Origin of the sequence: Sphingomonas sp. AP4-R1, from assembly GCF_013113735.1 — a bacterium.
Lineage (GTDB): Bacteria > Pseudomonadota > Alphaproteobacteria > Sphingomonadales > Sphingomonadaceae > Sphingomonas_I.
On sequence record NZ_CP053346.1, the window covers coordinates 4,613,388 to 4,633,522 of the forward strand.

Genomic DNA, 20,135 nt, shown 5'->3' on the forward strand with positions numbered 1-20,135 from the left:
AAGCGCCCGCCGGGGTCGCTAGTCGGAACGCTTAGCGCCTTTGTTCAAAGCGGCTCGCGCTTGCCCACGAAATAGCGCATCTGTGCCGAAAGCGTCCGCGCCGAGGCACGCAGCGCCGCCTCGGAATTCGTCGCCCCGGCGATCCGGTCGAGCGTCGCGAACGAGGCCGTACCGTATCGCTTGCTGGCGAACAGCGGCGTCGCCGCCTTGAACACCGCATTGCCCGCACCCGGCCACGCCGCGAGACAGGCGAGCCCGGCGACCATCTCGTGCAGCGCGGCCGGAGCGATTTCGGCGCGGCGGACGGCGCGATCGGTGCGATAGGCGGTGGGCAACGTCTCGCCCAGTTGCGCGTCGAACGCATCGCCGTCGAGCCCCGCCATGTCGCCGGGGTTGCGGCACCGGAGCGTCTGCGGCGGCGCGATCCGGTCGGCCACCTCGGCGCGCGCATCGAGCGGCCGGACCGCGCCGTTCGCGTAAGCGTAGAGCGTTGGCTCGGTGCCCGTTCCGGGGATCAGTTGCATCTCGAGCCCGTGCAATCCCTGTCGCACGCTGATCCCCTTCGCGCACGTGCCGAACGGCGCGGAGAGGACCGGCGGCTGCCCAGCCCTGGCCGCGACGACGACATAGCGCGCGGCGCAGGTCGCGCCCGCCGTGCCCTCCACTACGTAGAGCGGTTCGGCGGCGGTGCCGTAGCGGCCGATCACGGTCATGCTATCGATCAGATCGGCACCGAACGGGCGCGACAGGAGCGTCTCGCCCAGTTTCAGCGCCTGTTCGCTGCCGGACGTGACCACCGTGAGCGCCGGTGCGGCAGGGCGCTTCGCCCGCATCCGCACCGCAGGAGCCGGAGAGGCGACGAGCGCCGCCGTCGCGAGACCGAGAAATATTATGCGCATATTACCCCCACCCGGACGATCCTGTCGCCTTACGCGCCGGGATCACGGCGGTTCCCGCGATCGATCGACCCAGCCTGATTATCGGCACCGCTGCGCTCGATCGGCGGCGTGGCGGCGGTCGAGACGCCGTAATCGGTGCGCGCCTGCCTCTCTCCCGCCGGTAGCTCCGTCGGCGGCGATGGCGCCTGTCCGGCGCGCAGGACGGGATTGCCGCTCAGGATCCGCTCGCCCGGCAGGCCGAGCCGAGCCGCCAGCCGGTTGAGCGCGTCGCTGGCCCTCAGCGTCAGCGCGGCGGTGCCGGAAGGCATGCGATCGGGATCGTCGGTGCGGAACTTGCCGAGCGGCCCCGCATCGCCGACGAGCCGGTCGAGCGTCGAGGGCTGGTTGAGGAGCCGGTGAAGCGCGCCCGCGCCGGTCGGCGCCGCATCGGCAAGCGCATCGAGCGCACCCGGCGCAAGCGCGATCTCGCGCGCTGATGGCGCATCGTTGCGCGGGGCACCGATCGCCGTCACGATCAGTTCCCGTTAGCGGCCGTCAGGATCGCGGACGCACGTTCGATCCGTTCGATCACGCCATCCGCGCCGCCGGGGGACGCGCCGCTCACGGCTTCGTCCAGCGCCGACTGGATACCGGCCATCTGCCGTTCGCCCGTGGCGCCGGCGAGGCCCGCGACCTGCACGACCGCCGCACGCGTGAAATCCGCGAAGGCGCGGCGCAGTTCACCCTCCTGGATCGGCGTCGCGCCGACCCGGCCTGCGACGTCGCGCGCCAGTCCGTCGAGATCATAGATGTCGCCACCGCGCGCGAGTTCGCCGACATCCGGCCGAAAGCCGCTGCCCTCCCCCGTCGCCAGAGCCCACGCCGCGCTGCCGCCTGCCGCCGAAAGAGCGCCGCCGCTCGCGCCGACCCAGGCCAGCACGCGATGGCCGATCTCGCCGATCGTCTGCCCGGCGATCGCGCGCGCATCCTGCTCCCGCGATGCGGCAGCCAAGCCCAGAGGGGTTGCGGAGGAAAGGCGATCCAGCCCGGTCATCATTCACGTCCTTGGTTCGGCCGGTGTAGGCCGGCCCATCCGATATGGCGGCGCGACCGCCCGACCACCATAATCGCTTCGACTAGCGATACGGGCGGAACGCCGAGCGGATCAGCGAAAAGCGGATGACCGGCCGGTCGAGGAGCCTATCTTCCCCGTCCTCCGTGAAACCCAGCCGGCGGAGCGCAGCCGCCGCCGATCGCTGCGCGGGATCGATCGCGCTCACCAGTCGATCGCGCCCCAGCGCGTCGAACGCATGGTCGATCATCGCGGCGCCCGCTTCGATCGCGATCCGTCCGCCCCAGGCGGAGGGGGTCAGCTTGCCGCCCAGTTCGAGCAGGGCAACGTCGTTTTTGTAGGGCGTCAGCGAGAAGAGACCGATCAGCGCCGGCTCGCCTCGCCGGCGCACCGCGAATGTGCCGAAACCGGCGGCGGCGAACGGCGCGTTCCAGGCGACCACGAGATGCGCCTTCACGATGTCGTCGGGTATGTCGTCGACCAGCATCGCGGTGATACGCGGTTCGCGGTGGAGCGCCACGATTTCGGGGATGTCCCAGAGGCCGATGGGCCGAAAATCGAGCCTCCGGCTGACCGGTCCGGCCGGCGGCCCCACGGTGGCGCGGAGCGCGGCCCGCGGCATCAGCCGACGAAGCCCCGATCGCTCATGCGCAGGCGGCGGAAATCGACATCGCTCTGCCGAAACTGCGCGGCGACACCGTCGCTGAACTGCTGCAAATTGCCTTCGCGCCGCGCCGATTCCCAGCCGCCTTTGAGGATGAGGAACAGAAGCTTCATCTCCTCGCCCAGCTTCGCGCGGCTGCGCGGATCGGCGAAGGTCGGGTTGGTCGACGCGCGCTGCGCAATCTGCGCGCGAACGCCGGCGATCTGCCGGGGGCTGGGATCGGCGGCTCCGGTGGCGATCATCCAGCCGAGCACGGTATAGGCGGTCAGCGCATCGACCGCGTCGTCCGGCCTGATGCCGAACGGCCTGACGAAATCCGCATAGATCTTGCCGAAATCCTTGCGGGCCATCTCGTCGGCGATCGACTTGGCCAGAGCCGGATCCTTCTTGGCGGCACGATCGAGGAATTCGCGACTGGTTTCCTGCCAGAGGGCCGGGCTCTGCTGATAGCGGAACGAGACGGTCGCCATGCCCGGCCGCGCTGGTGCCGCGAAAACATTGCCCTGGGGAACCGCCCGGCCGGGCGCGGGCCGGCGCGCTCCGGCGCCGCCTGTCCCCAGCGAACGGTTCAGCACCTCGTTCTGGAGGCCGAGCATGGCGAAATCGCCGCCGACAGTGTTGGTGGAGCTGATGTCCTGCGCGGCGGCGGCACCTCCCAGCGACAGGGCCAAAGCGATCGCGGCAACTCGTCCCAACATGCACATGCTCCATGAATCGAAAAGAGGCGGGGCGGCGGTCCTGAAACCGCCGCCCCGCGACTTTGGTTCATCAGCTCTTGCGGGCGAGCGTGGTCGCAGCCTCGCCGAGCGACTTGATCGAGTTGTTCAGCGCGTTGCTGAGCATCGACACTTCCTGACCCAGAGCCTGGATCTTCGCGCTCATCTCGGAGATGTGCGACTTGTCGCCGCTCTGGTTGGCCTGATCCAGGTCCTGCGCGGCCTGCATCTGCTGGTCCATCTTGTCGTCGATGACCTGGCCCATGATGCGGGCCAGCGCCATCAGGAAGCTCTCGCCGGGGCGACGGCCACGCGCGCCGCTGACGCCGCCGCCTTCCTGATTCTCGCCATCGACCATCTTCTTGTTGGTCGTCTCAACCAGCTGGTCCAGCACGTCCGACACCTGCCGCTGCAGATCCCCGATCTCGGCGGGCGAGCCGCCCAGGCTGGCGCCGATGTTGCCGGCCAGCGCGACCGAACCGCCGGCCGCCTGGCTATATTCAGCCGCGGCATCGGCATAGTTGCCGCTGGCGGCGGAGAAGGCACCCTGCGCCGCGTCGATCGCGGGCTGCGGCAGGCCCAGCTGGCTGCCGACCTGCTGGATCACGTCCTTGGCGATCTGCGACACGATCTGCATGCCGATCTGCGCGAACAGGCTGGTGCCGCCAGTGCCGAAAGCGAGCGCGGCCTGCGAGACGATGTTGAGGTTGATTCCACCGGACATGTCTATCTCCTTCAGATCATTCGGTTCGGGTGACCGGTCGCTCCGGCCGATGTCGAACCGAATGCTTGGTTCGACGAAGAAAGAGATGCCCGTTTCGACAGAGTCGCGCGCTGCGCGTTTCGATTAGAAAGCCTAGTCGATCCGATTAGCATCCCGCCCCCACACGTCATTCGGCCGGGTAGAAGAGCAGGCCGGCCAGCGCCGCCAGTTCCCGCATCCCGTCCAGTTCCAGTTTGCGGCACACGTTCGACAAGTGAACGCGCACCGTATTCTCCGCGATCAGCAGCAGGGTCGCGATGTCGCCATTGGATCGCCCCCAGCCGAGGAAGCGGATCACGGTCAGCTCCATCGGCGTCAGCTTCAGCAGCGCCTCGCGATGCCGTTTCGGCACGCGCGCGGCCTCGATCATATGCTCACCGATCGCCACGGGAGCGGGTGCCCCGGGCAGCGCATCGGCCTTGCGCAGGAGTTCGGCGATCGCGGCCAGCCGCTCCTCCTCGGGCGTCTGGGCGGGCGGCGGGAGCGCTTCGGCCGCCATCATCGCCCAAACCTTTCGAGCAGCCCGTGCAGCACCTGCGGCCGGCTGGTGATGTCGCGGGTCAACGCCAGCGTGTAGCCGGAAAGCAGCATCAGGATGATCAGCGTCGCGGCGAACGCCTTGATCGACATGGAGAGCGTGAAGACGTTCAGCTGTTGCGCGAAGCGGTTCATCAGCCCCAGCGCCAGATCGATCAGGAACAGCACCGTGAGCACCGGCGCCGCGAACAGGACGGACAGCACCATCATCCGCCCGAACTCGGCCTCGAACAGCTGCAATCCGCGCGGATCAAGCGCCGGCGCGGGCGCCGCGATCGGCCACACCGCATAGCTTTCGATCAGGACGCGCACGATCAGCGAGAGGCCGCCCGAGAAGATGAAGACGATGTTCGCCAGCCGGCCGAGGAACGCGCCGTTGAGCGAGGTCTGGTGGCCGGAAAGCGGATCCACGATCTGCGCCATCGTCGCGCCCACCTTCGTATCGATGATCTGCCCCGCCGCCTCCAGCGCCCACAGCACCGATCCGAAGAAGAAGCCGATGATCAGGCCGACGAACGCCTCCTTGGCGAAGATCCCCACCCAGCGCGTCGCGCCGATCGCGGCCATGTCGAACGGCGGCTGGAGGACGAGGCTGATCAGCCCCATGCCCACGAAGATCGAGTTGCGCACCAGCGCGGGCACCGTCTCGTTGGCGAACAGGGGAAGCATCGCGAACGCGCAGGCGACGCGCGCCGTGCCGACGCCGAGCAGCAGCACCTGATCGGCCCAGCCGCTCACTGCGCCGCTCCGTGCCCCACCATCGACGGGAAATCCGTGAACACACGGTCACCGAAGCGGTAGAGCGAGGATCCCAGCAGAGATGCAGTGACGAACAAGGTCAGCACGATCGCGAAGAACTTGATCGTATATTGCAGCGTCTGTTCCTGGATCTGCGTCGCTGCCTGCACGATCGCGACGGCGAGGCCCGCGATCGACGCGACCAGGATCGGCGGCGCCGACAGGATCAGCACCAGCCACAAGGCGTCGTTCGTGAGGCTCACGAAATCCGCGTTCATCCCGCTCCTCCCCGGCGGACGGGATCACACATAGGACAGCACCAGGCCGTGGCTGAGCTTCACCCAGCCGTCGACGAGCACGAACAACAGCAGCTTGAACGGCAACGAGATCGTCGTCGGCGAGAGCATCATCATGCCCATGGCGAGAAGGATGTTCGAGATGACGAGATCGATGACGAGAAAGGGCAGGAAGATCAGGAAGCCGATCTGGAAGGCGAGGCTCAGCTCCTTCACGACGAAGGAGGGAATCACGATCACGAAATCGCGATCGCTCATCTCGGCGGCATGCGCCTGATCACCCACGCGCTGCGCGGTCTTCAGAAAGAAGACGCGCTCGCGCGGATCGCTATGCTTGAGCAGGAAATCGCGCAGCGGCTCCTTGCCCGCGCCGACGGCGGCCATCATCGTCGATTCCGTGCTCGCGGCCGGCGCCGGATTGGCGACGATCGCGTCCTGCATCCGCTGCGCGACCGGATACATCACATAGAGCGACAGGATCAGCGCCAGCCCGTTGAGCACAATATTGGGCGGCACCTGCTGCAGCCCCAGCGCATTGCGCAGCAGGCTGAGCGTGACGACGATCTTCGTGAACGACGTCACCATCACCGCGAAGAAGGGCGCGAGCGCCAGCGCGATGACGACGACGAGCGCCGAGCCCGGCGTGAAGGTGGAAAGGTCCATGCGCGTCAGTCCGCGGCATCGGTCGCGCGGATCGCCGTGACGAGCACGCCATAGCCCTCGCCCACCGCGACCAGCTCGCCCTCCGCGATCGGCGCGCCACCGGCGATGATGCGCACGGCGAGCGTTCCGCCCGTTGCCGGCAAAGGCAGCACGCTGCCTTCGCCCAGCGTCGCGAGTTGCGCGGCGGTCAGGCGTCCTCCGTCGAATTCGATCGTCGCGGCCACTTTCAATTCGGCCCATTCCGGCATCTCGCTCGTCGGCGCGAGCGGCAATTCCTCAACGCGAGAGACACGATCAGGCACGGCAGTGTCCTCTTCCTGTAGGTCGCGGCCGAGCATCGCGGTCCGCCCCCTGAGATCGATGGTGATCGGCATGCGCCGCGTACGGCCGGGAAGCGTGAGCGCCCCGGTGAGCGGTGCGATGCCGAACAGGATGCAGTCCCCCTGTTCCAGCGCGGCCAACCGCCGCGCCGGGATCGGCGGCAGCGCCACCTCGCCCGACCAGCGGAGCGAGAGCGCGCCGATCCGGGCGGGCAGGTCGCGCGGCAATGGCAGCGGCACGACCTCGACATCGGCCTGCGCCGCGATCAGCAGGCGATGGCACAGCGTTCCGCCGCGCTCATGCGCGTCCAGCCGGATCAGCGCCGGATCGTCCTCCAGTTCCGCCAGCAGCCCGGCCGGATGCAGTTCGACCCCGAGGATCGTCTCCAGCGCGGCGACGAGCGGCTCGATCCTGCCGAGCGTCGCCGCCGCCGCCGCACCGTCCGGAAGCCCCGGCCCGCTCGTCATCCGGGCAAGCTGGTTATCGACCAGCAGCGGCGCGATCATGATCGGTCCGCGGTTCGTGTCGAACCGGATCCAGGCGGGCGCGCCCCGGCGATCGCGCGTCGTCGCCCCACGCGCGATCGTCCGCAGCGTCTCGACGTGACGATGGTTGAGCGCGGCGATCAGCGCGGTCTGCGCCTTCGCCTGCTCGCGTTCGATCGTGGGCAGCCGGCTGTGAGCCGCGAACGGCGCGCTCATGACAGATCCTCCCCTTCATGGCGTTCGGCGGTGCCGCCCGAAGGGCCTTCGCCCGCATCGCCCCAGTTTTTCAGCAGGGTGACCGCGCCGCCGGACACGCCGATCAGCATCACCTCACCCTTCGCCTCGATCAGCATCACCCGCTCGCGCTGGCCGACGGGCAACGCACGGATGAAACGCAGCGGATGCTCGGGCATCGTGCCGCCGGAGCGGAACGTCCCGTCCTGCCATCGCCGCATCGCCTTCAGGCCAAAAAAGGCGAGCCCGAGCACCACCGCCAGCGCGATGATCGTGCCGAACAGGCCGGACAGCGCCATGCCGATCGCGGAATCCATCACGCCGTCCTCAGCATGGGATCGCGGGTCATCTCGGTCGTCCGATCGCCGCCATCCTCGCGGACCTTCTTCGCCCACAGGATGATCTGCGCGATCGCGTCGAACATGTCGCGCGGGATCACCTCATTGATCTCGCCATGCTCGAACAGCCCGCGCGCCACCTCCACGTAGCGGACGATCGGCACATCGGCCTCCGCCGCCGCTTCGCGCATCGCCTGGGCCAGCGGGCCCTCGCCCTTGGCGGTCATCACCGGCACGGGACAGGTTTCCGGATCATAGTCGATCGCGATCGCGATATGGGTGGGGTTGGTGACAAGGACGTTGGCACCGCGCGCCGCGCTCACCGCATTCTGGTTCGCCCATTCCTCGTGCATCTGCCGCCGGTTGGACTTGATCAGCGGATCGCCCTCATTCTCCTTATACTCCTGCTTGATGTCGCGGAGGCTCATCTTCATCTTCTTGGTATAGCTGTGCTTCTGCCAGGCCATGTCGAGCACGGCGACCAGCAGGAACACGCCGAACGTCCACAGCAGCGCGGATCGCAGCAGGTCTCCCGTTTCGGACAGCACGGTGGCGATGGCCGCGCGGCCGTCCGTCTCGGCGGTCGGCTGGAGGACGGGGCCGGTCTTGTCGATGATCTCGGCGAGTGATCCGCGCAGCACCAGCCAGCAGATGAAGACGATCAGCACCGCCTTGATCATCGTCTTGGCCAGCTCGACCAGATTGTCGAGACTGAACATCTTCTTCAGCCCTTCGACCGGATTCATCTTGTCGAGCGAGGGCTTCACCTTCTCCAGCGCGAAGACGCCGCCCGCCTGCAGGAATTCAGTGAGCGCGCCAGTCAGCGCCGCCGGGATCAGCGCGATCGCGGTCAGCATCAGCAGCAGGTTGAAGGCCGCCTGCCCCATCAGGCCGGCGGCATTGGCGAACGGGGCATCCTGCGCGACGAGCGCGAAGCCCTGATCGAACAAGCCCGCCAGCCGCGCGCCAGCGAAGCCCGCACCGAACATCAGCATCAGCAGCCAGACCAGCAACGTCGCCGTCGCGGTCACATCGCGCGATTTGGCGACATCGCCCTTCTTGCGCGCGTCCGCCAGCCGTTTCGGCGTCGGCTTTTCCGTCTTGTCGCCGCCATCATTCTTGTCGGCCACGCGAATCTCCAAAGCGACCCCCGCGCGCCGAAAAGCACACGGAACACGCCGGACATGGCAACCACCCAATAGATCCGCATTCGCATCAGGTGCGAAACGAAATATCGACCGCAGGACCAGAGCAATCGAACGCCGTAATTATTCTTGTGAGAACTTGTGAAGTCAACGACAGCCCATGTCACGTCACTGTCACACGGTATTGCGAATCGATGCTTTCCGGCATCGGCCTCAAACAGATTTTCCCTTGCGCCAGAGGGCGATTCACAATCCTTTCCGTCCGGTTTCTCTAACGACGAACTGCCAGATTTTCGTGATGACCCGTCCCTTTTGCGCGATGAACGGAGCCAGATCGCGATAGTTCCGGTTCGAACATGTCGTTAGCCTTTAGGCCACCGGACGAGATCGCCCGGATCGCAGGACCCGCGATTTGAACATTGAGTGACGCCATCGGCCGGAAGGTCGTGGCAGGCTTTGTGGGAGAGTGGGCTCATGCCTGTTGGGCAGCGGTGGGTAGAGCCGGTCGACGGCACCCGAACGACATTCGCCTTCGTCGGCCTCGCGGCGTTTTTCGCGGCGACGCCGGGGCAGGCCACGGACTGCATCAGCAGTCGCGGCATGATCGAAGCGGTCCGCCCCTGCGTGGCCGCCGACGCATCGGCTCCGGTCGATTTCGTCGAATTGCCTCGATCGGTTTCGGTACGGATGCCCGCCGCAACCGGCCGCACCACGCCATCGCACGCCGCAGCGGGGCGCACCACCCGGACGGCGCCCCACGCCGCCATCATCTCCGACGTCGCTTATCGGTATCGGATCGATCCTCGCCTGCTTTCGGCGATGGTCGCCGCCGAATCCGCCGGACGGCAGGACGCCGTTTCGAACAAGGGCGCGCTGGGGCTCATGCAGGTCATGCCCGCCACCGCGCGCAGCATGGGCGTCGCCGATCCCGGCGCGCTGCTGGCCGATCCCGCGCTCGCGATCGAAACGGGCGCCGCCTATCTCAAAACGCTCCAGGCCCGCCTGGGCAACGACGTGCCGCTGGTCGTCGCCGCCTATAATGCGGGGCCGGGCGCAGTGCTGAAAGCCGGTCGACGCGTGCCCGCCTTCCGGGAAACGCAGGCCTATGTCGACAAGGTGATGGCGGGCTATGCCGCCGGCCGCGCCGAAACCCTGCGTTGAAGGGTGCGGCCATGAGCATTCAAAGCTATTTCGCGTCCAGCAACGTCCGCACGCCGGTGAAATTCTCCGCGCGCGTCGCCGATCTCGCGCTGGTCGCCGGCGTCGTCGCGATCGTCGCGCTGATGATCCTGCCGATGCCGGTGCTGATCATCGACTTGCTCGTCGGCGTGAACATCACGTTCGGCGTGCTCCTGCTGATGAACACGCTCTACATTCGCGGCGCGCTCGATTTCTCGGCCTTCCCGTCCATCCTGCTCGTCTCGACCCTGTTCCGCCTCGCGCTTTCGATCGCGACGACGCGCATGATCCTGACGACCGGCCACGCCGGGCACATCATCCAGACGTTCGGCAAGATGGTGGTGGGCGGCAATATCGTCGTCGGCCTCGTCGTGTTCCTGATCATCACGGTCGTGCAGTTCATCGTCATCGCCAAAGGCGCGGAACGCGTGGCCGAGGTGGCGGCGCGCTTCAGCCTCGATTCGATGCCCGGCAAGCAGTTGTCGATCGACAGCGATCTGCGCTCGGGCCTGATCGACAAGGATGATGCGCGCCGGCGGCGCCGCGTGCTGGAACTGGAGAGCAAGCTGCACGGCAGCCTCGATGGCGCGATGAAGTTCGTGAAGGGCGATGCGATCGCCTCGATCGTCATCGTCGTGATCAATCTGATCGGCGGACTCGCCATCGGGGTGATGCAGCAGGGCATGGATCTCGGCGCGGCCACGCACAAATATTCGATCCTCACGATCGGCGAGGGCCTCGTCGCGCAGATCCCGGCGCTGCTCGGCGCGATGGCGGCCGGCCTGATGGTCACGCGCACGACCGATGAAGAGCAGGGCGCCAATCTTGGCGAAGCGATCCATCGCCAGCTCTCGTCCAATCCGCGCGTGCTGATCTTCGTGGGGCTGATCTGCTTCCTGCTCGCCTGCGTGCCGGGCTTCCCGGCGCTGGTCTTTCTCGCACTCGGGCTCGGCGCGCTGCTGTCCGGCGCGGGCATGCATCCGCGGCTGCAGCCCTATGTGATGCGCTACGGCGGCCCGCTCCAGAAGATGCTGGTGCGTCGCCCTCCGCCGCCCCCTGCCACGTTGCTCGCCGCGCCCGAGCCGCCGCGCCCGGTCGTGCCGCTGCTGCTCGAACATTCGGGTCCGCATCCGGGCGAGGCGGCCGCGCACGCGCTCGGCCAGGCGCTCACCGAAATGCTCGATCGTCTCCAATATCGCACGGGCGTGCCGCTGCCCCGGCTGGCGATCCACTTCACGGGCGCGGGCGCCGGCTGGCGACTGCTCGCGTTCGAAGTGCCGATCGGCGCCGCCGAGACGCCCGACCGCCTGGTCGAAGCGGTCGAGCAACTGCTCCGCCGCAACCTGTCCCTGTTCCTCGGCGTGCAGGAAGCCGTCGAGCTGCTGAACAAGATCGGCGACGACTATCCCGAAGTCGTCAAGGAAGCGGTACGTGCCGTCCCCGCCGCACGCATCGCGGAGATCCTGCGCCGCCTCGCCGAGGAGGAGGTGCCGATCCGCAACATGCGCGACGTGCTGGAGGGGATCACCGCCGCCGCCGCGCTGGAGCGCGAACCGGCGCGGATCGCCGATCATGTCCGCGTCGCGCTGAAGCGCACGATCCTCGATGCTCATGCCGTGGACGGCGTGATCCGCGCGCTCGCCGTCTCGCCCGATCTGGAGGCGATGGTGCGCGATCGCACACGCCTGATCGACGGCGTCGAGCGGCTCGCGCTGGAGCCCGATTTCGCCCGCGATCTCGTCGGCACGATCGGCGCGACCGCGACGGACACGAACACGGCCGTGCTGGTCGCCGCGTTCGACGTCCGCCGCGCGCTGCGCAAGCTGATCGAGCCGAGCCTGTTCGATCTTCCGGTGCTCGCCTTCAACGAGCTCTCTCCCGCGGTCCGCTTCGAGATGGTCGGCCAGATCGGCCTGCCGGCCGGCATGATCGCCGCCGAGCCCGCCTCGATCGCCGCCGAATGAAGGAGCAGATTTTGCCAGCCAGTCGTCTGCCTTTTGCCCTGCGTCTCGCCGCCCTCGCCGCCGCGGCCTCGCCGCTGCTGGCGCCTGCCGCCGCCGCGCCGATGCCCATGCGCCCGGTGGTCGTCTCGATCCTTGCCCGCGAGGAGCCGATCGGCGATTTCGTCCGCGATCTCTTCGGCCGTGTCGGCGTCCCCGTCGTGGTTGGTCAGGGTCTCACCGGCACGATCAACGGCCAGTTCAACGGTCCCGCCGCCAAGGTGTTCGACGATGTCGCCAAGGCTTTCAATCTGGTCGGCTATTATGATGGCGCGGCGGCCTATGTGTATGCCGCCAGCGAACTGACCGTGCAGACGCTGAACCTGGACCCCGCCGCCGGCGCGCGCGTCGCGCGGCAGGTTCAGGCGCAGGGCTTCACCGACGCGCGCAACATGGTTCGGGCGTCGCCCGACGGCACGCTCGTCGCCAGCGGCACGCCGCGTTTCGTGGAGCAGGTCGGCACGCTCGCGCGCGGCGGCAGGCCTTCGGTCGCTGTCGCCGGCGCGGGCGGGAGTGCCGCCGGCACCCTGCTCGGCGCCAGCCCCCGCCTGCCCTATGAGAGCCTCGACCCCCAGCCGCTGGAATTCCGTGTCTTCTATCTGCGCTATGCTCGCGCCGAGGATACGACGATGGAAGCCGGCGGGCGCGAGATCCGGGTGCCGGGGCTCGCCACGATCGTCCAGAATCTCGTGCTCGACCGGCGCGCGCCGAGCAACAATTTCGGCTCTTACCCGATCCGCCAGAGCGCTACGCGACTGAAGGGTCAGGGCATGGATTCGATCCGGCCGAACGTATCGCAGACGCCCCTGCTCGGCCTGCCGATGGGCGGCATCTACCCGACCGGCCCCGCCACCGCGCCGCAAACCGCGATGGGCTTCGCCGAGGATGGCGCCGCCGCCCCGCTCACGTCGGACATTATCCGCGTCGAGGCCAATCCCTTCACCAACGCGCTGATCGTGCGGGACGTGCCGGCGCGCATGTCCGCTTATGACTCGCTGATCCGCGCGCTGGATGTCGAGCCGCAGATGGTGGAGGTCGAGGCGACGATCGTCGACATCAATGTCGACAAGCTCCGCCAGCTCGGCATCAACTGGCGCTTCAATTCAGGCGGCTTCGGCGCTCTGTTCGGCCAGGGCAACGCGAACGGCAATGACGGCGACATCCGCCTGTTGCCGACCGACGGATCGCGGCGCGGCAATGTCGAGAATATCACGCCTTCGGCGCTGGGCGGCACCATCTCCACCATCATCGGCAGCCACCGCGAATTCCTCACCCGGATCACCGCGCTGGAGCAGAAGGGCGCCGCGCGGATCGTCTCGCGGCCCGAGGTGATGACGCTGTCCAACGTCGAGGCCGTCTTCGATCGCACCCGCACCTTCTACGTCCGCGTCGCGGGCCGCGAGGAGGTGGACCTGTTCAACGTGACCGCCGGCATCGTGCTGCGCGTGAACCCGCACGTATTCCGCGATCACGACCAGACACGCATCCGCATGCTCATCAACATCGAGGACGGCCAGCTCAGCCAGCAGTCGGTGGTCGACAATATCCCGATCGTCGATCGCTCCTCGGTCGCGACACAGGCGATGGTGCTGAACGGCGAGAGCCTCCTCCTCGGCGGCATGACCTCCGATGCCGAAACAAACGATATCACGAAGGTGCCGCTGCTCGGCGACATCCCCCTGCTCGGCAATCTCTTCAAGACGCGTTCGAAGCAGCGCGGCCACACGGAGCGCCTGTTCCTGATCACGCCTCGTCTCGCCACGCTTTCCAGCGGTGTGGGCACGGTGACGGTGTCGAAGGCGTCCGAAGCGGCGCAACCCTTTCAGTCCAACTCTCCGGAGCGGGTGCAATGACGGGCGACGATATGACGCGATCGCAGGTGTTGCGTGTGCTGAGCGGGCGGCTGGCGGGAGTCGAGAAATCGCTGCCCGCCGGCGGGACGCTCTCGATCGGGCATGAATATTGGCAGGACGTGGTGCTCCGCGATCCGGCCGTGAAAGGCACCGCGCTGGATTTCGCAATCGACGGCGGCACCACCCGGATCACGGTGCTGAGCGGCGCGGCCAGCCTCCTCGGCTCGACGCTCGCGGCGGGCGAGGCGGCGATCCTCCCTCCCTACGTGCCGTTCACGGTCGGCGGCGTCGCGCTGGCTTATGGCGAGGCCGCGAGCCTACGCTGGGCGGATGCGGGCGGTCTCGCCGCCGCCCTTCCGGAGCCGCCCACCCTGCCGCCGACGCTGCAGGACCAGGCGATGACGCTTGCGGCCCGGATGGGCGAGCGGACCGGCGATTTCCTCGCGGGATGGCGCCTGCCGACACTGGCCGGAGCGAGCATCCTGCTCGTGGCCGCCGCCGCCGCCGGCCCGGCGATGGACGCGATGGGGTTCACACCCGACCGCGCCGGCCGGGTGGAACGCGCCCTCGACAAGGCGGGCCTCACCGATTTGCGCGCGACGACCAATCACGCGACCAACGCGGTGATCGTCGCCGGCGTCGTCAATGGCGAGGCCGACCGGGTGCGCGCCAACGAGGTGCTGCGCACCGTGGCGGTGCCCGCCCAGCTCGACGTGCAGACCAGCTCCGATCTCGCGCAGGCCAGCGCCGACATCGCCCGCATCCGGGGCCTCTCCGCCCGCGCGCGGCCGATCGGTCGCACGGACGTCGAACTGCACACCAGCCCGCTCACCGCAGAGGCGCGCGACCAGCTCGTCGATGCCGTGAAGTCGGACGTGCGCGAGGTCGGCCGCGTCGTGCTTCATGACGATCTGCCGCCGCAGCCGCAGGAGGGCGAAGGCGGCCCGGTGCGGACCGTGGCCGATGCGACCAAGAAGGTTTCGACCGTCGTCTCGGGCGATCCCGCCTACATCCAGACGGCGGATGGCGCCCGCTATTTCGCCGGCGCGATGATGCCTTCCGGCCATCGGCTGATGGGCATCGAAGGACAGAGCGTGCGGCTGGAGAAGGACGGCCGCGAGATCCGCGTCACGTTCTGAGCAGATGATGTAATGGTGCGTAACCCATTGATGTTCCTGGTAACGTAAAGGAGTTGAACCATGACGACTACGACAACTGGCGGTCTTGGCATGCTTGCCGCCGCTCCGCTCAATGGCGCCAACCAGGCCCGCAGCAAGACGACCGGAGGCACCTGGTTCGAGGCGCTCGCCAATGCCTGGGGCCAGACTCTGGACACACAGGCCGGCCGGATCGAGCAGATGTCCGACACGGTCAGCGCGGGGAGCGACAATCCCAGCCAGATCACGCAGCTCACCGCGGAATCGCTCCGCATGAGCTTCATGGCGCAGAGCAGCCAGAGTTCGATCGACAGCGTCGGCAAGGCGCTGGAAACGATGGCGCGCAAAGGCTGAGCGGAGGCGGCACCATGTCGATCGAAGCCATCGCGGCGGCGCAGGCGGGCCTTGCGCCCGCCCATGCGCAGTCCGTCCAGACGATCGAGGCGGGTCCCGCCGCCTCGATCGCCGACATCACGAGCTTCCAGGGCTCGCTCTCCGCCGCCGGCGCGCGCGGGCCCCTCGCACCCGACGCGCTGGCGCCGGCGCTGAAAGGCATGTTCACCCAGCTCGAGAAGGTGAACGGCGAGGCACGGCAAGTCTCCGCTTATGCCAAGGCCGCCGAGGCCAAGGGCGTGGCGATGACGCCCGGCGACATTCTCGGCCTCACGGTCCGCTGCCAGGAATTCATGTTCCACTGTCAGCTCACCTCCAACATCGCCAACCGCACGTCCGACGGCCTGCAACAGCTGTTCCGTCAGCAGAGCTGACGGACCGCCGAGGAGAGAGATGATGACCTGTCAGGGCCGCGGCGGCCTCGCGATGCTGATCGCGTTCGCCTTGTTGCTGGCCGGCTGTGGCCGTGCCGACCTCTATAGCAAGCTGACCGAAGCGCAGGCGAACGACATGATCGCCGTGCTCCAGTCAGCAGGCATCTCCGCCAACAAGGAGGATGGCGGCGAGACGGGCTGGACCGTTTCCGCCGCTCCGGGCGATTTCTCCCGCGCTATCGCGGTGCTGCGCTCGCAGGGCCTCCCGCGCGAGGATTTCTCGTCGCTCGGCACCGTCTTCAAGAAGGAAGGCTTCGTCTCCTCGCCGGTCGAGGAGCGGGCGCGGCTCAATTACGGCATGAGCCAGGAACTGGCCCACACCATTTCCGACATAGATGGCGTGGTGCAGGCGCGCGTCCATCTCGCGCTGCCGCAGAAGGATCCGATGGCGGACGCGAAGGAAGCGGCCTCGGCCTCCGTCTTCATCAAATATCGGCCCGGCGCCAATATCGAGGCGCAGGTTGGCAAGGTGAAGGCGCTCGTCGTCAATTCGGTCGAAGGCCTGAAATATGACAATGTCTCGGTCGAAACCTTCCCGGCCGAGCCGCTGCCGGGGCAGGCGCCGGGCACGCCCGGCAGCGTGATCGCGGCCAATTTCGCCTATCTCCTGCTACCTCTCGTCTTCGTGCTTGGCCTGTTGACCGGCTATCCCGCGCTCCGGCGCTGGCAACAGAGGCGGCAGGCGCTCGTCCGGCGGGAGCCGCGCGCATGACGGCGCGGGACCGGCGGCACACGCTCGCCGCGATCGGAACCGCGTTGCTCGCGCGCGACGGCGGCCCCGGCGAACGGCGCGCCGCCGCGCTCCGCCGCAGGCTTGCCGGCGGCCCGGCGACGGCGCTGTCGTTCGAGGATCTCCCCGCCGTGCCGTCATGGGCGCGTCTGCCCCATGCCGCGCGCCGGCAGATCGCCCATCGCGCGGCGCTCGCCTCGATCGCTCCCACGCTCGCCGTGACGATCGACGGCGCGGTGCTGCGCGACCATGCCGCGGTGGCGGGAGAGGAGGCGCTCGACTGGGCGATCGCGCAGGCCGACCGCCTGCCGGCCGACGCGGGTCTGCCCGCCGTGGATGCGGCCGGCCTCGATGCGCGCGGTCTGGCGCTGATGCGGGCGACGCTGCCGGAGAATATGCGCTGCCTCGTCGATCCGGGCGCGGAGCCGATCGACCCGCCTCGCGCGCTCGCCGAGGCCTGCGTCGCGGCGGCCATCGAAGGAGCCGCGACGTCATGAGCTTCATCGTGTTGCATGCCGATCGCGTCGCCACGGCGATGACGGACGATCCCATCGTCCCGGCTCGCGACCTCCGCCTCCTGAACGGCGCAGTCGCCCTGCTCGCCGAAGCCAATCAGGTTCACACCGATATGGGAAGACAGGCCGATATGGCACGCAGGGCGGCGCGGGACGAGGGCTTCGCCGAAGGCCGACGCGCGGGCGTCGAGGCGGGCGCGGCCGATGTCCGGGCCGAGATCTTCCAGCTCGCGATGCGGGATGGCGAGGAACGGCGTCGCCGGCAGGGCGAGATCGCCGCTCTCGCTCTGGAAGTCGTTCGCCGGATCGCGGGCGAAGTGGGCGAAGCAGTCTTCGTGGCGGGCCTCGCCGAGCGCGCCACCGCGGCGCTGGCCCCGGATACGATCGCCACGATCCGCGTCGCGCCCGCACAGGTCGAAACCGTCGCGGCCCGCCTCGCCCACCGGGCGGGGCTTGCCGTCGAGGGCGATGCGACGCTCGATCCCACCGACTGCGTCGTCGAGACCGCGCTCGGCCGCACGCATGCCGGGCTCGAAACCCAGATCGCCCAGATCGAGGCCGCCTGGGCCCGGGCAGCGTCATGACGCTGCTCGCCGCGCCCGAGCCCGGCGCGCTGCTCGACAGCCTGCGCCGGATCAGCACGGTCGAACGCCGGGGCCGGCTGATCGAGGCGGTGGGCACCACGTTGCGCGTGACCGGCATCGACGCGCGCATCGGCCAGATGTGCGAGGTCGTGGAACCCGCCACGGGTCATAGCGTGCCCGCCGAGGTGATAGGGCTCGCCGCCGGAGCCGCAATCCTCACCCCGCTCGCCGATCTGCGCGGGCTTTCGGTAGGAGCCGAGGTGCTGGTCCGCGCCGGCGAGGAGGGCGTTCCCTTCGGTCCCGCCTTGCTCGGACGCGTGCTGGACGGTCGCGGCCGGCCGATCGACGGCGGCGACCCGCTGCCCGCCAACCTGCCCCGTCGCCCGCTCTACGCGCCCGCCCCGCAACCGATGGCGCGCACGCCGATCGATACGGTGCTCGCCACCGGCGTGCGCGCGGTCGATACCCTTCTCACCATCGGCGAAGGGCAGCGCGTGGGCGTGTTCGCGGCAGCGGGCGGCGGCAAATCGACGCTGCTGGGCATGCTCGCGCGCTTCGCCACGGCGGAGATCATCGTGATCGCGCTGATCGGCGAGCGCGGCCGCGAAGTCCGCGAGTTCATCGAGGACAGTCTCGGGCCGGACGGGCTCGCCCGTTCGGTGATCGTGTGCGCCACCTCCGATCGGCCGGCGATGGAACGGGTCCGCGCCGCGCACCACGCGACGGCCATTGCGGAAGGCTTCCGCGCGCAGGGCAAGAGCGTCCTGCTGCTGATGGATTCCGCCACGCGGTTCGCCCGCGCGCTGCGCGAGATCGGGCTCGCCGCGGGAGAGCCGCCGGTCCGGCGCGGCTTCCCGCCCTCCGTCTTCGCCGAGTTGCCGCGCCTGTTCGAGCGCGCCGGCACGGACGAAAGCGGCGCGATCACAGGCATCTACACGGTCCTGATGGAAGACGAGGACAATAGCGATCCTGTCGCCGAGGAGGTCCGATCGATCCTCGACGGGCACATCATCCTCTCGCGCAAGCTCGGCGCCGCCGGCCATTATCCGGCGATCGACGTGCTTGGCAGCCTGAGCCGCCTCTTCACCCGTCTCTCGGAACGCTCCCACGCGCAGGCGGCCGCCCGCGTTCGCGCCTTGATGGCCAAATATGCGGAGATCGAATTTCTCGTGCAGGTGGGCGAATATAGCGCCGGCGCCGATCCGCTCGCCGACAAGGCGATCGCCGCGCGCGCCGAGATCGAGGCGCTGCTCCGCCAGCCCGCCGACCGCAACGAACCTTTCGCCCAGTCGCTGATGCTGCTGCAGGGAGCGGGGACATGACCACCACCGTTCCACAGCCGCGCCTGCTCGTCCGCCTGCGCGAGATGCGATTGACGCGCGCGCATCGTGCGCTGCTCGCCGCCCGCGCGGCGCACGAGGCGGCCGTGGCGGCGGCGCGCGCGGCCGACGCGGCGGCGGCCGACGCGGATCTCGCGCTGGCCGAGAACCGGATGGAATTGTCCGCCGATCTCAATGCCGCCGCTACGCGGCTCGCATTGGTCGATCGCTCGACCTTTCTCCAGGCCGTCGCCCGCAGTGCCGCCAGCGACGCGACAGAACAGCGGCGCCTGTGCGATGCCGCCGAGCGCGATCGCCGTCACGCGATGATCCTCGCCCATGCCCGGCGCGATCGGATCGCCGATCATGCGCGCCTCGTCGCGCGCGGCGCGGCGGCCGCCGCCGAGGAAGGCATCGCCCTCGACATGGAAGAAAGCCGGAGCCGACGATGATGACGACCCCGAGCCCCGCCGCCCGCCCTCCGACCTCTTCCCGCAATGCCGCCGCGCAGCCCCGTCCCCATACCTCTACCGAGGATGTGGGCGCGATGCGGCAGGCGCTCGATCGCGCCTCGGGCAAGCCCGTTCAGGCGCGACCGGGCGACCGCCCTGCCCCGCGCCTCGGCCGCGCGCCCGAGCGGCTTGCGGACGGCCGGATCAAGAGGGAGGACTTCCCCCTGGAGCGCGAGACACAAGGCGAGGACCAAGTCGCCATCACGCCCCGCGAAGAGCGCCGGAGCCCGACGTTCGAGGACAGCGACCGGGATCGGCAGACCACCTCGCTCCTCTTGCTCGCGACCGCCCAGCAGCCGGTCCAGCCCGTCACCGTGCCCGACGCGCCCGCGCCTCATGTCGATCCTGCCGCCTTCGCCCAGTTGATGACGACGCTCTGGCTGCGCGAGCGGAGCAAGGGCGCAAGGGAGGTCGTCGTCACGTTCGGCAGCGATGCATGGCCGGCGACCGGCGCGCGGCTCGTTCGCAACGCCGCAGGCTCGCTCGACGTCCAGATTCATGCCGCCGACGGCGGCGCGCGCTTCGAGGGCGAGCCGATGGACCGATTGGCGGGCCACATGGCGGACACCGGGATCGCGATCGGTGCGCTGAGCCTCCGCGACGGCTGAC

At 68.7% G+C, this 20,135-nt stretch carries 25 protein-coding genes; 12 read left to right on the forward strand and 13 right to left on the reverse strand.

Annotation, left to right across the window (positions count from 1 at the left end):
• Nucleotides 1-44: 44 nt before the first annotated feature.
• From HL653_RS20950 to sctU, 13 genes are all read right to left on the reverse strand, one after another.
• Nucleotides 45-899 (reverse strand): hypothetical protein, encoded by an 855-nt coding sequence (locus HL653_RS20950; protein WP_171746214.1) that lies wholly within the window; start codon nucleotides 897-899, stop codon nucleotides 45-47.
• A 29-nt stretch (nucleotides 900-928) separates the two neighbouring features.
• Nucleotides 929-1,411: a hypothetical protein gene (locus HL653_RS20955; RefSeq protein WP_171746215.1), complete on the reverse strand. Its 483-nt coding sequence runs from the start codon at nucleotides 1,409-1,411 to the stop codon at nucleotides 929-931.
• A gap of 2 nt (nucleotides 1,412-1,413) precedes the next feature.
• On the reverse strand, nucleotides 1,414-1,935 hold the full coding sequence (locus HL653_RS20960) for a hypothetical protein (protein WP_171746216.1): 522 nt from the start codon (nucleotides 1,933-1,935) through the stop codon (nucleotides 1,414-1,416).
• 79 nt (nucleotides 1,936-2,014) lie between these two features.
• A complete protein-coding gene (locus HL653_RS20965; protein ID WP_171746217.1) occupies nucleotides 2,015-2,572 on the reverse strand; it encodes a GNAT family N-acetyltransferase in 558 nt (185 codons plus the stop codon).
• Complete coding sequence (locus HL653_RS20970; protein WP_171746218.1) at nucleotides 2,572-3,312, reverse strand: hypothetical protein; 741 nt, start codon at nucleotides 3,310-3,312, stop codon at nucleotides 2,572-2,574. Before HL653_RS20970 ends, HL653_RS20965 begins: the two co-directional genes overlap by 1 nt.
• Nucleotides 3,313-3,382: 70 nt before the next feature.
• Nucleotides 3,383-4,054 (reverse strand): hypothetical protein, encoded by a 672-nt coding sequence (locus HL653_RS20975; RefSeq protein WP_171746219.1) that lies wholly within the window; start codon nucleotides 4,052-4,054, stop codon nucleotides 3,383-3,385.
• A 166-nt stretch (nucleotides 4,055-4,220) separates the two neighbouring features.
• On the reverse strand, nucleotides 4,221-4,595 hold the full coding sequence (locus HL653_RS20980) for a LuxR C-terminal-related transcriptional regulator (protein ID WP_171746220.1): 375 nt from the start codon (nucleotides 4,593-4,595) through the stop codon (nucleotides 4,221-4,223).
• On the reverse strand, nucleotides 4,592-5,368 hold the full coding sequence (sctT, locus tag HL653_RS20985) for a type III secretion system export apparatus subunit SctT (RefSeq protein ID WP_171746221.1): 777 nt from the start codon (nucleotides 5,366-5,368) through the stop codon (nucleotides 4,592-4,594). The genes HL653_RS20980 and sctT overlap by 4 nt, the downstream gene beginning before the upstream one ends.
• Nucleotides 5,365-5,646, reverse strand: a complete 282-nt coding sequence (sctS, locus tag HL653_RS20990) for a type III secretion system export apparatus subunit SctS (RefSeq protein ID WP_171746222.1) — start codon at nucleotides 5,644-5,646, stop codon at nucleotides 5,365-5,367. The genes sctT and sctS overlap by 4 nt, the downstream gene beginning before the upstream one ends.
• 24 nt (nucleotides 5,647-5,670) lie before the next feature.
• Complete coding sequence (sctR, locus tag HL653_RS20995; protein WP_171746223.1) at nucleotides 5,671-6,327, reverse strand: type III secretion system export apparatus subunit SctR; 657 nt, start codon at nucleotides 6,325-6,327, stop codon at nucleotides 5,671-5,673.
• A 5-nt stretch (nucleotides 6,328-6,332) separates the two neighbouring features.
• Nucleotides 6,333-7,349, reverse strand: a complete 1,017-nt coding sequence (locus HL653_RS21000; protein ID WP_171746224.1) for a FliM/FliN family flagellar motor switch protein — start codon at nucleotides 7,347-7,349, stop codon at nucleotides 6,333-6,335.
• On the reverse strand, nucleotides 7,346-7,684 hold the full coding sequence (locus HL653_RS21005; protein ID WP_253717220.1) for a flagellar biosynthetic protein FliO: 339 nt from the start codon (nucleotides 7,682-7,684) through the stop codon (nucleotides 7,346-7,348). Before HL653_RS21005 ends, HL653_RS21000 begins: the two co-directional genes overlap by 4 nt.
• On the reverse strand, nucleotides 7,684-8,835 hold the full coding sequence (gene sctU, locus HL653_RS21010; RefSeq protein WP_171746225.1) for a type III secretion system export apparatus subunit SctU: 1,152 nt from the start codon (nucleotides 8,833-8,835) through the stop codon (nucleotides 7,684-7,686). Before sctU ends, HL653_RS21005 begins: the two co-directional genes overlap by 1 nt.
• Before the next feature lie 489 nt (nucleotides 8,836-9,324).
• Between sctU and HL653_RS21015 the strand changes: the two genes are divergently transcribed.
• The 12 genes from HL653_RS21015 to HL653_RS21070 are packed head-to-tail and all read left to right on the forward strand — an operon-like array spanning nucleotide 9,325 to nucleotide 20,134.
• Complete coding sequence (locus HL653_RS21015; protein WP_171746226.1) at nucleotides 9,325-10,011, forward strand: lytic transglycosylase domain-containing protein; 687 nt, start codon at nucleotides 9,325-9,327, stop codon at nucleotides 10,009-10,011.
• Between the two features lie 11 nt (nucleotides 10,012-10,022).
• On the forward strand, nucleotides 10,023-11,993 hold the full coding sequence (locus tag HL653_RS21020) for a flagellar biosynthesis protein FlhA (protein ID WP_171746227.1): 1,971 nt from the start codon (nucleotides 10,023-10,025) through the stop codon (nucleotides 11,991-11,993).
• A gap of 11 nt (nucleotides 11,994-12,004) precedes the next feature.
• Nucleotides 12,005-13,882, forward strand: a complete 1,878-nt coding sequence (gene sctC, locus HL653_RS21025) for a type III secretion system outer membrane ring subunit SctC (RefSeq protein ID WP_171746228.1) — start codon at nucleotides 12,005-12,007, stop codon at nucleotides 13,880-13,882.
• The gene (locus tag HL653_RS21030; RefSeq protein WP_171746229.1) at nucleotides 13,879-15,021 is read left to right on the forward strand and encodes a hypothetical protein; all 1,143 of its coding nucleotides are present in this window, start codon (nucleotides 13,879-13,881) and stop codon (nucleotides 15,019-15,021) included. Before sctC ends, HL653_RS21030 begins: the two co-directional genes overlap by 4 nt.
• Before the next feature lie 60 nt (nucleotides 15,022-15,081).
• Complete coding sequence (locus HL653_RS21035) at nucleotides 15,082-15,393, forward strand: hypothetical protein (protein WP_216599908.1); 312 nt, start codon at nucleotides 15,082-15,084, stop codon at nucleotides 15,391-15,393.
• A 14-nt stretch (nucleotides 15,394-15,407) separates the two neighbouring features.
• The gene (locus tag HL653_RS21040) at nucleotides 15,408-15,806 is read left to right on the forward strand and encodes a hypothetical protein (RefSeq protein WP_216599909.1); all 399 of its coding nucleotides are present in this window, start codon (nucleotides 15,408-15,410) and stop codon (nucleotides 15,804-15,806) included.
• A gap of 19 nt (nucleotides 15,807-15,825) precedes the next feature.
• Nucleotides 15,826-16,578 (forward strand): type III secretion system inner membrane ring lipoprotein SctJ, encoded by a 753-nt coding sequence (sctJ, locus tag HL653_RS21045; protein WP_171746230.1) that lies wholly within the window; start codon nucleotides 15,826-15,828, stop codon nucleotides 16,576-16,578.
• Nucleotides 16,575-17,093, forward strand: a complete 519-nt coding sequence (locus tag HL653_RS21050) for a hypothetical protein (RefSeq protein ID WP_171746231.1) — start codon at nucleotides 16,575-16,577, stop codon at nucleotides 17,091-17,093. The genes sctJ and HL653_RS21050 overlap by 4 nt, the downstream gene beginning before the upstream one ends.
• Nucleotides 17,090-17,695 (forward strand): FliH/SctL family protein, encoded by a 606-nt coding sequence (locus tag HL653_RS21055; protein WP_171746232.1) that lies wholly within the window; start codon nucleotides 17,090-17,092, stop codon nucleotides 17,693-17,695. Before HL653_RS21050 ends, HL653_RS21055 begins: the two co-directional genes overlap by 4 nt.
• The gene (locus tag HL653_RS21060) at nucleotides 17,692-19,017 is read left to right on the forward strand and encodes a FliI/YscN family ATPase (protein WP_171746233.1); all 1,326 of its coding nucleotides are present in this window, start codon (nucleotides 17,692-17,694) and stop codon (nucleotides 19,015-19,017) included. Before HL653_RS21055 ends, HL653_RS21060 begins: the two co-directional genes overlap by 4 nt.
• Entirely contained in the window at nucleotides 19,014-19,466 is a 453-nt protein-coding gene (locus HL653_RS21065) for a hypothetical protein (protein WP_171746234.1), read from the forward strand. Before HL653_RS21060 ends, HL653_RS21065 begins: the two co-directional genes overlap by 4 nt.
• A complete protein-coding gene (locus HL653_RS21070; protein ID WP_171746235.1) occupies nucleotides 19,463-20,134 on the forward strand; it encodes a hypothetical protein in 672 nt (223 codons plus the stop codon). Before HL653_RS21065 ends, HL653_RS21070 begins: the two co-directional genes overlap by 4 nt.
• Nucleotide 20,135 lies beyond the last annotated feature (1 nt).